The sequence below is a fragment of the Aeromonas sp. R7-2 genome, assembly GCF_040908105.1.
GTDB lineage: Bacteria > Pseudomonadota > Gammaproteobacteria > Enterobacterales > Aeromonadaceae > Aeromonas > Aeromonas caviae.
Window position 1 is genome coordinate 1 of record NZ_JBFODC010000021.1, and the last position, 15789, is coordinate 15789.

Genomic DNA, 15789 nt, shown 5'->3' on the forward strand with positions numbered 1-15789 from the left:
CCGCTCAGGGTGCCCGCGGTCACTGCCGCGCCATCCGCCCCCTGCACGTCGTTGGTGATGACGTTGCCATTGAGGACCAGGTTGTTCTCGCTCGCCGCCGTCAGGTTAACGTCGCTCACCGCCGTCGGCACGTCATCCAGCACCACGACATCCAGCCCTGCACTGGTCGTGTCGCCATCAAGGTCCGTCAACACGACGTTGAAGCTCTCCGTCAGAGCCCCATCATTTGCAGGTTTGTTATGTGTTTCGTTATCGTTCAGGGTGTAGCTGTAGGTCACGCTGCCAACCCCTGTCACCGGGTTGTAGCTGACGCCGGTCACCAGCAGTTGATTTCCCAAAGGACTGGGGATCCCCTGGGGGAAGGTGGTCAAGACCTGGCCATTGCTGATCAGCGTCACACCTCCCAGCGTCAGGCTTTGCACTCCATCTGCCGCATTGAATGTAAAGGTACTGCTCTTGGTCAGGGCTGCGCCATCGGGGGCTGAGCCATCCGGCAACGCGGCTTCATCAAGGACAAGCTCACCACCCTCGACCTGCAATCCATTCAGCGAGACAGGCTCATCTACAGGGGTGATGGTGATGGTCATAGTGGAGTCGTTGGTATCATCCCCATCCGTTACGGTGTAATTGACCGCAGGTACAGGGCCTGTGTAGTTCAGCGCGGGGGTAAAGGTATAGGAGCCGTCGGCATTGATGATCAGCGTACCAATCCCATCCAGCGTGCTCTCAACGCCAGCAGCAATTCCCTGATTGTTGCCCCAGCTATAGGAAATGACAGACGAATCAAGGGGACCATCCGGATTGTTGCTGTTGTCGAGCACATTGCCACTGATGGCCTGATCTTCCTGGGTGACAACAGACTCATCCTGATCATCGAGCTGATTCTCGGGCAGAAGATCGTCTTCCTGCAGCACATTCTGATCGATCAACGTGTCATAGCCGGTATCGAATCCGGCCTCGGCTATGGTCGCATCTCCGATGCGATCTATGACAACAAAACCACCATTGCCACTGGCCCCAGCGACTCCGCCGATACCGCCACCACCACCGGCGGCAGGTGCCCCACCGGCAGCAGAGGCTTCGAAGTTCTTGGTCGGGTCAACCCCTTGCAGGATGGATTGTTGCAACGCCGCAATTTCTGGCGACACTTCAGGCGAGCCTTGCTGATGATTGGCAACCGATGAGGAAGGTTGCCCCTCTGGAGGCATCTCTGCCCCTGCCGGGACACCATTGTCCGCTGCAGGTTTGTCATCGTAGGGAGCCAGCATCAATTTGGCATCATCAGCGATATTGAGTCTGGCGCCAGGCTGCAGGATCTCGCCAGGCTGGAGAGGGCGACTGCTGCCATCGGCAAGCAGGATCTGAACGTTGCCTTCTACGGAAGAGACGACCACGGTTTTGTCGATGATTTGGGTGCGCATATCCATTGCTCCAGGGTGACAGATCTTGATGCCTACACTCTAGATACGCCCCCGTCCTGCTTCCGTTGCAAAAATGTACAGGGTTGAGTCTCTTTGGCTTCATCCGATGCAGCGAATCGAACGAATATTTTTTACATATAAAAATCAATTAAGTAACAGCATGAGTTTTAGTGATATTACCTGTTTGTCGCGTAAAAATGATGTACATATTCTAAACAGATATAAAAAAGGGCCCTTAATGGGCCCCTTTCTATCGAGTTGTACCACTTATGCCAGTGGAAATGCAGGGTGAACGAACCCCTGATAACCATCGATATGCAAACTGGACAACAATTCAACCTGCCGTTGATCTTCCACCCGGGTGGCGATGGTCGTGACACCCGCGTTGTGGGCAGCCCGACAGACAGCCGCCAGGAAGGAGGTATCGGCGCCTGGTTCCATGACCTGGCTGGTATACCCGTGGTCTACCTTGACATAGGCGGGGGTCAGCTCTTCCAGATAGCCGAGGGACTGGAAGTGCCGGCCATAGTGATCGACCCCCCACAAGAAGCCGTGCTCTCGCAACAGCTCAACCAGATGAGTCACATACTCTTTGTGTTTCATGATGGCCACTTCCGGGATCTCGAACAGCAGTCGCTCCTTCAGCTCCACGTTCAGCGACAGATAGCCTCTGAGCCATGTCAGGAACTCATCCGAACAGAGAGAACCCGCCGTGATATTGACTGCCAACACCAATTCCGGTTGCTGCTTGAACAAGGGGACGCAGGCTTCAAGCACCGCCTTGTCAAACTCGGCCCCCATCTTGAACTGCTCGATCGCAGGCAAGAACTGCCCTGCGAAGTAATCCGTTCCATCTCGCGAGATGGCCGCGAACAACTCGGCATGCAGGCGGGTACCATCATCGAAGCGGCATGCAGGCTGTGCCTTGAAGCGCCAGAGATGTCTGGCAATGGCATCCTGCACCAGGTCTCGCCAGGCAAGGCGTCCCATCAGTCCCTGCTCATTGCCGCCTTCCATCACGACGGCACCGCGCCGCTCATTGCGCGCTTTGCCAAGGGCGTTATCCGCCTTCGTCAGCAGGGCCGAGAGATCGTCATTGCCATCACGGCCAGCGATGCCGACGACGGACAGCGCTCCGCTTTCTCCCATGGGATTGACAACCAGATCGGCGATACGGCTGTTGATGAGCTCCGCCAGCTCCTTGAGCTGAGACAGATCATCGGTGGGGCAGAGCAAGGCATACTCCGTCGCCGAGATCCGGGCCAGCGCCGCGCCATCCCAGCCATCCAGCAGTTCCCTGAGCACCTGTGCAATGGATTTGACCATGTTGTCCCTTGCAGCAAAGCCCTCTTCCCGATAGAGATCGTCCAGCATGTCGACGGCCACCAGCATGACCCCGCCCTGCCCGGCCTCCGCAATCCAGGCATTGACCTGCCCGACGAAGTAAGAGCGGTTGCCAAGCCCGGAGACGGCATCCACATAGACGCGGGCTCGCAGATTCTCGGCCTCGTCGGCCTGCTCTTTGAACTGCACGGCAAGCTTGCTGGAAAGGGTATTGATGGCCTGTACCACTTGCCGCAGCTCGCGGGTCTTGGGCTCGGGAATGGCGTGGCCGAAATGGTGCAGCTCGATTTCAACCGCCTGATCGCAAATCAGCTTGAGCGGTTTGAGCAGATAATTGAGCGCCCGCATCAGCAAGAGAGTGGTGACGAGAAAGCCGACCAGGAACCAGGTGGCCAGTTCGCTCATTCCTTTCCAAAGCTCGTAGTAGGCTTGTCCAGGGTGGCCGACGACCTTCAGCTTGCCCAGTTGCAGCCAACCCGACGTCAAAATCGATTCATTGGCCACTTCAGGGAACAGCTCCAGCCCAATGAACCACTGTGGGACCCCTTCGATATGGCTGCTGTTCTCCAGCTCGATGACATCCTTGGAGGCCAGCAGATCGAGACGGACCAGCTTGTAGTAACCCCCGTCGAACACCGCCTTGATCACGGATTCGGCACTGACCTTGTCGCCGTTCTCCAGATAGGGGGTCAGCGCCAGACCCAGTGCGGTGGACGTATTGATGACGGTGGTCTCCTGCTGCTGCGCCAGGTAGTTGCGGGTCGAATTGAATTGCACCCAATAGGTGGCGGCAAACAGCAATCCGAACAGCAGCAGCATGGTTGCCAATAGTTGTCTGTAGAGCGTCATAGGTTAATCATCCAAATTGACCGCAGGCCGAGCCAATCGCCCCGATGTCATGCGATTGCGTAAGTCCGTCCATAATCCCAAGCGGGATGATTGCCCGGCCAGTTCCCCTTGACCACGCGCTTTCATCAGCCACAAGTGACTACCGTTAAAACTGTAAATTGGCAACAAATCCGCCCGTTGGGTCGCCGGGCGAATTGAGCCGACAAGATTGTCCAGAATCAGGGGTACTGCCGCAGGCGTCTCATAGTAGGCAACGACCATATGAAACTGGTTATAATCCAATGCCTTGACATATACCATTCGCATTTTTTCATCAGGGATGCCAAGTTCCAGCAAGGTAAAATACTTGGAAATGCTGAAGTCTTCACAATCTCCCCCCGCTGCGCCCAGAAATTCCAGCGGTGTCGCCCAATAATCCTTCTTGTGCCACAACTTGATGTCATCGATGAAACGCATCTGGTTGAAGAACTGGTTCACCTTCTCCAGCTTCTGCCGATCCGTCAGCCCCGCCGCCTTGTTCTGCATTGCCAAAGTGCGCCAGCTGGTGATCCGTTTGCCGGCCCTGGGGCCATAGGTCTCCTCCGCGCGCTTGACCAGTTTCATATCCTCCGGTGAGAGAGGCTGGCTGGCGCTGAGCAGCAGGGGGATCGCCAGCAGGGCCAGCCATAGCAGGCGAACCCGCCAGGGCGCACGTGCACCTGCGAGGGCTCGATACACATCACGTCGGCTCCAGCCTGTCGATGCCACTTCTTTCTGTGTCATGACGCCGCCATCATCCCCTGACCGCCGGACGCATAAAAGAATGACTGCAGCACGCTGCAGCCATTCCCCTTGCCTGATATGACATCAGTGGCAGGGCCATCAGTTGTTGTTGGCCTGCCATTCAGCCGGTTGCTGCACATTCAGGGCATTGAGCAGACCACCGGTGGCATTGAGGATACGATAATCCGCCAACAGGGAGTCGTACTCGGCCGTGATGTAGCTGCGGCGAGCCTCGAACAGTTCGTTCTCCGTGTTCAGCACGTCCAGCAAGGTCCGTTGGCCCAGGCCGAATTGCTTCTTGTACGCCTGTACGGTGTCATAGCTGGCGTCCACGTGCTCTTTGAGGAAGACTTTTTGCTTGGCCAGCGACTCTTTGGCGTTCCAGGCGAGGCGGGTCCCCTCTTCCACCTGACGGAAGGCATTCATGTGAATGTCTTTGGCCTGGGAATAGAGCGCAGAGGTTGCCTTGCTTTCTGCCAGATCGGACCCACCGCGGAACAGGTTGTAACGCATCCGGACCATGGCGGTGAGATCGTCGTTACGGCCTTTGACCGCATCGATGTCCTCGTTCCAGTTCTGATCCACTTCAAAGGCTACGTTCGGGTAGAACCCTGACTTGGAGCCTTCATGCTGGTACTTCGCCTCTTCGATGTCCTGCAGGGATGACAGCAGGGTCGGGTGAACCTCTGTTGCCGTCTTCAGCGCATCTTCCAGTGTTGCGGGCAGGAGTTGGGTGTTCGGTACTGGCTGAACGAGATCCTTGGGCACTTCATTGACGACACGGATGAACTCGCTCTCGGCATCCCGATAGTTGTTCTCCGCCGCCGCCTGATTGGAGTAAGCCCGAGCCACACGACCGTCGATCTGGGTCTGGTCAGCGGTCGACCCAAGACCGGAGTCGGTCCGTTTCTGGATGTCACTGCGGATCTGCTCGTGGGTTTCAAGGTTCTGCTTGGACAGCTCCAGGATCTCCTGCTGACGCAGCATGTTGAGATAGACCTCGGCCACGCGCAGGGCCGTGTTCTCCGCCTCGGAGATCATCGCCAGGCGCTGGGCCTGGGCGGCGGCATCGGTCCGTGCCACGTTGCTGCTGACATCAAAGCCGTCAAACAGCATCTGGCGAAGGCTGATCCCGGCCTCCTTGCGCGTCATGGAGTCATCGATCGTCTGTGAATTGGGACCTGCGGCACGGGTCGAGGGACTGTCAGTCTTCTCGTAACCGACGCCACCACGCAGATCAATGGTGGGGTAATAGCCGCCCTTGGCTCCATCATGCTGATACAGTCGTGCCTGATAGAGATCAAAAGCTTCCTTGATTTTCGGATGGGTAGCCAGTGACTGCGCCACTGACTGTTCCAGCGTCTGTGCCTGGCTCAGGCCCGGGAACAGTATGGTGCCACTAACCAGCATGGCAACAATCGTCTTCTTCATGGTATCTCCAGTCATGTTGTTTTTAGATTGTTGGCTTATCGTTCTCTCAGTGCCGACTGCTTAGCCCTCAAGATGGGTTTCAGCAAGTAGTCTAGGACACTTTTTTTACCAGTAATAATATCTGCACTGGCTAACATACCGGGGATGATGGGAAGTGCGTTAAGCTCATCGCCCAGATAACTCTTCTCGGTTCGTACTCGCACCAGATAGAAGGAATTGCCCTCCTCATCCTGGATTGAGTCGGCACTTATCTGTTCAACCTTGCCATGTAAACCTCCATAAATAGTGAAATCATAGGCAGTTATCTTGACCACGGCCTCCAGTCCGGGTCTGAGGAACGCGATGTCCTTGGGCGACACCTTGGCTTCAACCAGCAGGGTGTCTTCCAGCGGCACTATCTCCATCAGGTCCATGCCCGGCTGAACGACCCCACCCAGCGTATTAATCTTGAGCTTCTTGATGGTCCCCTTGAGAGGCGCGATCACACTGGTACGATCGACTCTGTCCCTGAGGCCGACCTGACCCTCCGACAACTGGCTCAACTTGCCTTGACGTTCGTTCAGCTCGGTCTGGGAGTCCGCCCGGAATTTCAGGGCGATATCATTTCGCTTCGAGATGGTCTCCCGCAGTACCGAGTTGAGCTTGGGCACCAGCAGGCGGTTCGCCTCCAGCTCCCCTTGCATTTCGTTGACCTGCCGCTCCAGTTTAATTAGCTCCACTTGAGGAACTATACCCTCTTTTGCGAGAGGACGGCTGATGTTCAGCTCCTGACGAGCCAGATCAACGCTGCGGCCCACGGTCCGGATCTTGGCATTGAGCTCTATGGTCTCCTGCTCTTTCTGCTCGATCTGCTGTCCCAGAATGTAGAGCTGGTTCTTGAGGTTGTTTAACCGCGCCTCCTGCACCGATCTTTCACGGGCGGCATATTCGGCAAACACATTCTCGTACCCTTCGGGGAACTCGATGGCCTGTTTGTCGATAGCTACCTGTTCACGCCAGCCCAGATTGGGCTCGTTCTTGACCACCACGCTGCGAATTTCGGCGCGCAGGCGGGCGATATCCCCCTTGAGGGTGACCAGCTCCTGCTCCCGTTCGCGAAAATCCGACTTGAAGCGGGTATCGTCGATGCGCAGCAGTGGCTGTCCCTTCTCGACGATGTCCCCCTCCTTGACGAAGATCTCCTTGACGATCCCCCCTTCTAGGTTCTGGATCACCTGCAACTGGCGCGACGGTATCACCTTGCCCTGGCCGACTGTCACTTCATCCAGCTCTGCCCAGGCGGCCCAGACGATGGCGCTGACAAAAAACAGGAAGCAGGCCCACAGCAGGACTCTGGCACGGGTGGGTGTCGTCAGCAGCACGGCGGCGGCGCCGTCATCCACGTACTCGAGATGCTCGGGTGCAGGCAAGACCGTATCTGAGGGCGTTTTCTTGAACCAGTGGTTAGCCATTCGCCGTCTCCTGCACCCGCACCTTGCCTTCCTTCAATTGCTGCAACACCACCTCTTTGGGACCGTCCGCCACTATCTTCCCCTGCTCCACGACGATGACCCGGGAAGCGACATCCAGCATGGAGGTCTTGTGAGTGATGAGGATAAGGGTGGTTTCGGGGCCGAGCCGTGCCAGCTCCTGCTTCACGTGCATCTCTGACTGGTTGTCCATGTTGGAGGTCGGCTCGTCCATCACCAGAATGGGGGGATCGTTGAGCAAGGCGCGAGCCAGCAGGATGGACTGACGCTGGCCACCGGAGAGCTGACGTCCCCCTTCACCTATCTGTCTGTCGAGACCGTTGGGATCCCGGTTGGTAAAGTTGGTGACCCCGGCCCGCTTGGCGGCGCGCAAGACACGGGCATCGTCCACCAGGGGATTACCCAGCATGATGTTGTCCCGCACGGAACCAAAGAAGAGGGTCACATCTTGCGGCACACAGCCGATGTTGCGGCGAATGATGGTCGGCGGCAGTTGGTCCAGCTCAAAGCCGTCCAGACGCACCAAGCCGTCAGTCGGGCGATAGAGGCCCATCAGCAATTTCTCCAGCGTGGTTTTACCCGCACCGATCCGCCCGATGATGGCCACCTTCTCACCCGGCTCGATGCGCAGGTTGATGTTGTGCAGGGTACTGCTCTCCATGCCCGGATACTTGAAGGAGACATTTTCAAACTCGATGCGCCCCTGGATGACCGGATGGTGGATGTACTGCCTGCCCTCCTCCTGCTCACCCGGCGTCATCATGATCTTCTCCAGGATCTCGAGCGCCGACTTGGCCTGGTTGTAGCGGGTGGAGAGCACCGACAGCTGCACCATGGGGGCGATGGCCCGGCTCGACAGCATCACGGCCGCTATCATGCCCCCCATGGTCACCAACCCTTCCGAGATCTGGTAAACACCGACGATCACCAGTCCCACTGTCACCACCTGCTGGATGTAGCTCGCCAGAGAAGACATGGAGTTGGTGATGCGCCGGGTTTGCACGCCCCAGGTCGAGATGTGGGACACCGCCTGCTCCCAGCGGTGCTGGAACATGCTCTCGGCCCCGAAAATCTTCACGGTCTCAAGGCCCGAGATGCTTTCGATCAGATTGGCGTTCTTCTGGGAGGCGAGCCGGGAGCCCTCCTCGATGGATTGCTTCAGCGGTGCCTGAATGTAGAAGCTGTAGGCCACTAGGATCAGGATGGCGATGATGGGCACCACCACCATGACACCGGCGAAAATCCAGATGATGAAGAGGAAGAAGATGGCAAACGGCAGATCGATCAGGGTGGAGACGGTGGCCGACGTGAAAAACTCGCGCACCGATTCAAACTCCTGCAAGTGCTTGGCAAAGGCACCGGTCGACGCAGGCCTGGACTCCATCTTCATGCCCATCACCTTGGCAAAGATTTTGGCCGACAACAGCACGTCGGATTTCTTGCCTGCAATATCGATGAAGTAGCTGCGCAGCTGGCGCATCACGAAGTCGAAGGTGAACACCACCATGGCTCCAACCGCCAGCACCCAGAGGGAGTCGAATGCCAGGTTGGGCACAATCTTGTCATAGACGTTCATGGTGAACAGGGGGCTGGCGATGGCAAACAGGTTGATGAGGATCGAGGCCACCAGCACATCCCGATAGATACCACGGGACTCGAACAAGGTGCTCCAGAACCAGTGACCATCACGGGTCTCCAGCACTTTGGGCGAGCGCTCATCAAACTTGAACTGCCGCTTGACGTAGAACAGACGACCATTGTACTCGTCACCAAGCTGGGCAAGACTGACCCATTGGGCCGCGTCTCCGGCCTGGGGAAAGATGACCCTCGCCTGGGTCCGTTCTTCATTCCATTCAAGCAAGATGCAGGCGCCGCCATTGCGCGTCTGCAAGACGCAGGGCAGCAGCAGGGAAGAGATCTGTTCAAGGGGCTGGATCACTTCGCGGGCAGAGAGACCGCCCCGCTCGGCGGCACGACTGAAGAGCGCCGTGCTGAGACGCCCGGAGACCAGTGGCAAGCCGGTGGTGAGAGCATCCTGACTGTTGGGCACCCCGTAAAAGCGGGTCAAAAAGACCAGGCACTCCAACAGTTCATCTATATGGCTGGTTTCTGCTTGCATAGCATCCCATCAAACATGATTCAGAAGGTTGTCTCGGGGCCGAATATCCAAAAGCCCGGCGGCGATCCGGAAAAACAGAACAGACCTCGCCACCCAGACCCACAACCCGATTAGCGCACAGAGCCGGGACACTGCATGTCTCGCCTCCCTCACAGATTTTCATGCCGGAAACGGAGGGGACATGCCGGGCACCTGATGTTGCCAAGAAATATGCCACCCGGTACGAAGAAAGCCCGCCCGGTATACAAACTGCAAAGAGTTATTGATAACTATATCTTTTTTCAAGCCAACCATCTTATCAAGGTGACTTGAACGAAACTATACTCCAAAGACTGAATTTCATCTAATAACCCACTGTTTTTTTGACGAAATTAGAGTTGGCACTCGCCTGTGGAAGGGAGAGAAAAAGGGCGTCCCAGGCAGTGTCCCTGAGGGCCTGAGCGTGCCAGCGCCGCGGCAATGGCGGTCATGGCGCTCCAGCGATTCTCGCACCAGGTGGGGGCCAGCAGGGTCGGGCGGCGCGCCGACGCCGAGACCCTGTGATAGACCACCTCGGGGGGCGTGTGCTGGATCATGGCCACCGCCGCCTCCACATATTGCGCCAGCGACAGCACCTCCAGCCGCCCCGCCTGCCACGCCTTGCCAAGGGTGCTCCCTTCCACCACATGGAGCGGGTGCAGCTTGATCCCCTCGACCCCGGTCGCCACGATGCGATGCAGGGTATCGAGACTGTCCATCGGCACCTCGCCGGGCAAACCGACAATCAGATGGGCACAGACCTTGATGCCCCTTGCGTGGGCCCGGCGTACCGCGTCTTCATAGGCGCCATAGCCATGGCCGCGGTTGATCCGTTGCAACGTCTTGTCGTTGGCGCTCTGCAGCCCCAGCTCCAGCCACACCTCGTAACCTCTGGCCTGATAACCTGCCAGCAGATCCAGCACCGCATCGGGTACACAATCAGGGCGAGTTCCGACGCAGAGCCCCACCATGTCGCTCACCGACAAGGCTTCTTCATACATGCGCTGAAGGTACTCCACTTCGGCATAAGTACTGGTATAGGCCTGAAAGTAGGCCAGATAACGCCTGGCCCGGGTCACCTCGTCCCGGCGTGCCAGCAGTTGCTGCACCACGGAGAGTTGCTGGGCCGACTCGTCGGCAAAGGAGGAGACATTGCAGAAAGTGCAGCCACCCCGGCCCAGGGTGCCGTCCCGGTTGGGGCAGGTAAAGGCCCCGTGGATGGAGAGCTTGTGGATCTTCTGGCCGTGGCGCTGCTTGAGATCCTGGCCAAATGTATTGATGAGTTCGTGTAACTGCATGACACCTCCGAAATGAGGTGTCATTCTAGCGACGCAGCCCGGCGGGCAGGCTGCGCTGGATCAATCCCGCTCTCTACCCAAAAATCATATAAATATTCACGTTAGATGTGATAAATACCCAACAGTCGGCATTCACGGTCACTTTTGACAACCTGTCACTCCTGCAACCTGGAGAAAAGTGTCATAACCTCTCGCCCATAACCGGCTGTAACTACTGAAAAAATCCTGTTTAGTCTGCTTATGGACAAATGCAAGACGCAGGATCCTGAAATGTGATCCCCGCCAAGCACACCAGAGATGACTTTGTAAAATTACTACAGTTTCCCGCCACCATGCAGTCAACCACTAAACCGTCCATAACCAGAATATAAATCCAACAAATAAATAAAAAGCAGTTATAAATACACAAAAATGCTGATTGAGTCTCAAAAACCCACATTTTGTTATGGCGATGTAACATTGCAAACAAGCGGGATGTCCAATTGACCTTGCCCGAAAATCCCATTAGTTTGGAGATTCGCCACCTCAGGCGGACGGAACCACAAGAGCCAATCGCAATTTATGCAGTCTGTTGATGACAGTGCGATGGAAGGCCGAGCAAGGGAGAAATGCAATGTCACTATATGATCCAAAGCTGGAGAGGGATAACTGTGGCTTCGGCCTGTTGGCCCACATGGAAGGGGAAGCCAGCCACAAGCTTGTCCGTCTCGCGATGTCAGCCTTGGCTCGCATGCAGCACCGCGGCGGTATCTCCGCCGATGGCAAGACCGGCGACGGCTGCGGCCTGTTGCTGCAAAAACCCGACAGCTTCTTTAGAGCGGTCGCCGAAGAGAAGGGATGGCACCTGGGCCGCAACTACGCGGTCGGCATGCTGTTCCTCAACCCCGATCCCATCCTGGCCCAGGCCACTCGCGACATCATCGACGAGGAGCTGGAAAGAGAGACCCTGAGTCTGGTCGGCTGGCGCAAGGTGCCCATTGATACCAACGTACTCGGCTCCATCGCCAAGGCGTCCCTGCCAAGCATTGAACAGGTCTTTGTCAACGCGCCCCCGGGCTGGGTCGACAAGGATCTCGAGCGCCGCCTCTATATCGTGCGCCGCCGCATCGAGAAGCGTATCAGCGACGACTACTTCTACGTGGTCAGCCTTTCCAACCTGGTCACCGTCTACAAGGGACTGTGCATGCCGGTGGATTTGCCGCGCTTCTATCTGGATCTGGCCGACATCCGCATGCAGGCCGCCATCTGCGTGTTCCACCAGCGTTTCTCCACCAACACCAGCCCGCGCTGGCCGCTGGCGCAGCCGTTCCGCTACCTCGCCCACAACGGCGAGATCAACACCATTGCCGGCAACCGCCAGTGGGCCAAGGCGCGCAGCTACAAGTTCGCCACCCCGCTGATCCCGGATCTGCAAGAGGCCGCCCCCTTCGTCAACACCACGGGATCGGACTCCTCCAGCCTCGACAACATGCTGGATCTCTTCCTGGCCGGCGGCATGGACCTGTTCCGTGCCATGCGCCTGCTGATCCCGCCTGCGTGGCAGAAGCACCCGAACATGGATGACGACCTGCGCGCCTTCTACGACTTCAACTCCATGCACATGGAGCCCTGGGACGGCCCGGCCGGCATCGTCATGACCGACGGTCGCTACGCCACCTGCGCACTCGACAGAAACGGTCTGCGTCCGGCACGTTACGTCATCACCAAGGACAAGTTCATCACGCTGGCCTCCGAAGTGGGCACCTGGGACTACACCCCGGACGAAGTGCTGGAGAAGGGCCGTGTCGGCCCAGGGGAGCTGTTCGTGGTCGATACCAGCAACGGCAAGATCTGGACCAGCTTCGAAATTGATGACGATCTCAAGAGCCGTCACACCTACAAGCAGTGGATGGACAAGCACTGCAAGCGCCTGGTGCCCTTCGAGCAGATGGACGATGCCAGCACGGGATCGCGGGAATTCCCGGATGACCGGCTCAAGACTTACCAGAAGCTGTTCGGCTACTCCTTTGAAGAGCTGGATCAGGTGATCCGCGTGCTCGGCGAGAATGGCCAGGAGGCGGTGGGCTCCATGGGGGATGACACCCCGATGGCGGTGCTCTCCTCCAGCCAGCGAACCCTGTACGACTACTTCCGCCAGATGTTCGCCCAGGTGACCAACCCGCCCATCGATCCCCTGCGGGAAAATCACGTCATGTCCCTGGCCACCTGTATCGGCCGCGAACAGAACGTGTTCAACGAGACCTTCGGCCACGCCCACCGGGTGCTGTTCCAGTCGCCGATCCTGCTCTACTCCGACTTCCATCAATTGCTGGCCCTGGAGGGGGAGCACTACCGCCATGCGGTGCTGAGCCTCAACTACCTGCCCGAAGAGGGGCTGCAGGCTGCCCTTGAGCGTCTCTGCCACGAGGCAGCTGAAGCGGCCCGCAGCGGCGCCGTGCTGCTGGTACTGTCAGACCGGGACATCAGCCCGGATACCCTGCCCATCCCGGCCGCCATGGCGGTGGGTGCGGTGCAGCGTACCCTGGTGGACAACAACCTGCGCTGCGACGCCAATATCCTGGTGGAGACCGCGAGCGTGCGCGACCCGCACCACTTCGCCGTGCTGCTGGGCTTTGGCGCCACCGCCATCTACCCCTATCTCGCCTACGAGACCCTCGCCAAGCAGGTAGAAGAGGGCGTGCTCAAGATGAGCCTGCGCCAGGCCATGCTCAACTACCGCAACGGCATCAACAAGGGCCTCTACAAGGTGATGTCCAAGATGGGCATCAGCACGGTGGCAAGCTACCGCTGCTCCCAGCTGTTCGAAGCCGTCGGCCTCTCCAGGGCCGTGGTCGAACTCTGCTTCCGCGGCGTATCGAGCCGCATCCAGGGTGCCGACTTTGCCGACATCCAGCAGGATCAGATCAATCTGTCCCGTCTGGCCTGGCTCGGCCGCAAGCCGCTGACCCAGGGCGGCCTCCTGAAATTCGTCCACGGTGGCGAGTACCACACCTACAACCCGGACGTGGTGCAGACCCTGCAAGTGGCGGTGCGCTCCGGCAACTATGCCGATTACAAAGAGTATGCCCGTCTCGTGAACGAGCGGCCGGTCGCCACCTTGCGGGATCTGCTGTCGCTCAAACAGGGCACCACCCCGGTTGCGCTGGATCAGGTGGAGCCAGCCGCCAGGCTGTTCCCCCGCTTCGACTCCGCGGCCATGTCCATCGGCGCCCTCGGCCCTGAAGCCCACGAGGCCCTGGCCATCGCCATGAACCGCCTCGGCGGTCAGAGCAACTCCGGCGAAGGCGGTGAAGATCCCAAGCGTTTTGGTACCGAGAAGAACTCTCGCATCAAACAGGTGGCTTCCGGTCGCTTTGGCGTCACCCCGCACTACCTGATGAACGCGGACGTGGTGCAGATAAAAGTCGCCCAGGGCGCCAAGCCCGGCGAAGGGGGCCAGCTGCCCGGTGACAAGGTCACCGCGCAAATCGCCCAGCTGCGCTACTCCGTGCCCGGCGTGACCCTTATCTCCCCGCCGCCGCACCACGACATCTACTCCATCGAGGATCTGGCCCAGCTCATCTTCGACATCAAGCAGATCAACCCGAACTGCCTGGTGTCGGTGAAACTGGTGTCCGAGCCCGGCGTCGGCACCATCGCCTGTGGCGTGGCCAAGGCCTATGCGGACTTCATCACCGTCTCTGGCTACGACGGCGGCACCGGCGCAAGCCCGCTCACCTCGGTCAAATACGCCGGCTCCCCCTGGGAGCTGGGCCTGGCCGAAACCCAGCAGGCGCTGGTGGCCAATGGCCTGCGCCACAAGGTGCGCCTGCAGGTGGATGGCGGCCTCAAGACCGGTCTCGACATCATCAAGGCGGCCATCCTCGGCGCTGAGAGCTTTGGCTTCGGTACCGGCCCCATGGTGGCGCTCGGTTGCAAATACCTGCGTATCTGCCACCTGAACAACTGCGCCACCGGCGTCGCCACCCAGGATGAGAAGCTGCGCCGCGAACACTTCACCGGCCTGCCGGAGATGGTGATGAACTACTTCAAGTTCATCGCCGAGGAGACGCGCGAGCTGATGGCCGAGCTGGGCGTCACCCAGCTCACCGACCTCATCGGTCGTACCGACCTGCTGGAAGCCCTGCCCGGCCTCACCGCCCGTCAGGCCAAGCTGGACTTGTCCGGCATCCTGGCGGCCCCGGTTGCACCGGCAGGCTCCAGTCTGTTCAGCCAGCAGCACAACCCCACCTTCGACAAGGGGCCCTTGAACCTCAAGATGGTGGAAGACCTGCTGGATGCGGTGGAAAACATGAGTGGCGGCGAGTTCCGCTACGACATCCGCAACACCGACCGCTCCGTGGGTGCGCGTCTGTCCGGCGAAATCGTCAAACGCCACGGCAACCAGGGCATGGCGGCCGATCCGGTCAAGGTGCACTTCAACGGCACCGCCGGCCAGAGCTTCGGCGTCTGGAACGCCGGTGGCCTTGAGATGATCCTCACCGGGGATGCCAACGACTACGTGGGCAAGGGGATGACCGGCGGCAAGCTGGTGATCAAACCCCACGTCGGCGTGGCGTTCAAATCCCACGAGGCGGCCATCATCGGCAACACCTGCCTCTATGGCGCCACCGGCGGCAAGCTCTATGCCGCAGGGACCGCCGGCGAGCGGTTCGCGGTGCGCAACTCAGGGGCCTTGGCGGTGGTCGAGGGGATTGGCGACAACGGCTGTGAATACATGACAGGCGGCATCGTCACCGTGCTCGGCAAGACCGGTGTCAACTTCGCGGCGGGCATGACAGGCGGTTTCGCCTACGTGCTCGACGAGTGCGGCAACTTTGCCAAGCGCACCAACCCCGAGCTGGTCGAACTGCTGGAGGTGGCGGATCTGGCCATCCACCAGGAGCACCTGCGCGGTATCATCACGGCGCACCTCAACGAGACAGGCAGCTCGCGTGCCGAGGAGATCCTGGCCAACTTCGACTCCTATGTGCCCAAGTTCAGGCTGATCAAACCCAAGTCCAGCGACGTCAAATCGCTGCTTGGCCACACCAGCCGTTCCAGTGCAGAACTCAGAATCCAGGCGCAATAAGGAGGGA

At 58.8% G+C, this 15789-nt stretch carries 8 protein-coding genes; 1 reads left to right on the top strand and 7 read right to left on the bottom strand.

Features of this window, described 5'->3' with window-relative positions:
- From AB5Y47_RS07140 to AB5Y47_RS07170, 7 genes are all read right to left on the bottom strand, one after another.
- The coding region (locus AB5Y47_RS07140; RefSeq protein WP_324036716.1) for a retention module-containing protein at window positions 1–1421 on the bottom strand (1421 nt) is incomplete at its 3' end.
- A 267-nt stretch (window positions 1422–1688) separates the two neighbouring features.
- Complete coding sequence (locus AB5Y47_RS07145) at window positions 1689–3614, bottom strand: EAL domain-containing protein (protein WP_290436266.1); 1926 nt, start codon at window positions 3612–3614, stop codon at window positions 1689–1691.
- A gap of 3 nt (window positions 3615–3617) precedes the next feature.
- Window positions 3618–4376: a transglutaminase-like cysteine peptidase gene (locus tag AB5Y47_RS07150; protein WP_368220062.1), complete on the bottom strand. Its 759-nt coding sequence runs from the start codon at window positions 4374–4376 to the stop codon at window positions 3618–3620.
- Window positions 4377–4475: 99 nt separating this feature from the next.
- A complete protein-coding gene (locus AB5Y47_RS07155; protein ID WP_010675164.1) occupies window positions 4476–5807 on the bottom strand; it encodes a TolC family outer membrane protein in 1332 nt (443 codons plus the stop codon).
- 35 nt (window positions 5808–5842) lie between these two features.
- The gene (locus AB5Y47_RS07160) at window positions 5843–7258 is read right to left on the bottom strand and encodes an HlyD family type I secretion periplasmic adaptor subunit (RefSeq protein ID WP_010675165.1); all 1416 of its coding nucleotides are present in this window, start codon (window positions 7256–7258) and stop codon (window positions 5843–5845) included.
- Window positions 7251–9395, bottom strand: coding sequence for a type I secretion system permease/ATPase (locus AB5Y47_RS07165; protein WP_039040368.1), 2145 nt, complete (start codon window positions 9393–9395; stop codon window positions 7251–7253). The genes AB5Y47_RS07160 and AB5Y47_RS07165 overlap by 8 nt, the downstream gene beginning before the upstream one ends.
- A 371-nt stretch (window positions 9396–9766) precedes the next feature.
- On the bottom strand, window positions 9767–10711 hold the full coding sequence (locus AB5Y47_RS07170; RefSeq protein WP_010675167.1) for a TIGR01212 family radical SAM protein: 945 nt from the start codon (window positions 10709–10711) through the stop codon (window positions 9767–9769).
- Window positions 10712–11324: 613 nt separating this feature from the next.
- On the opposite strand from AB5Y47_RS07170, the gene gltB reads away from it, so the two are divergent.
- A complete protein-coding gene (gltB, locus tag AB5Y47_RS07175; protein WP_010675168.1) occupies window positions 11325–15782 on the top strand; it encodes a glutamate synthase large subunit in 4458 nt (1485 codons plus the stop codon).
- The last annotated feature ends 7 nt before the right edge of the window (window positions 15783–15789 follow it).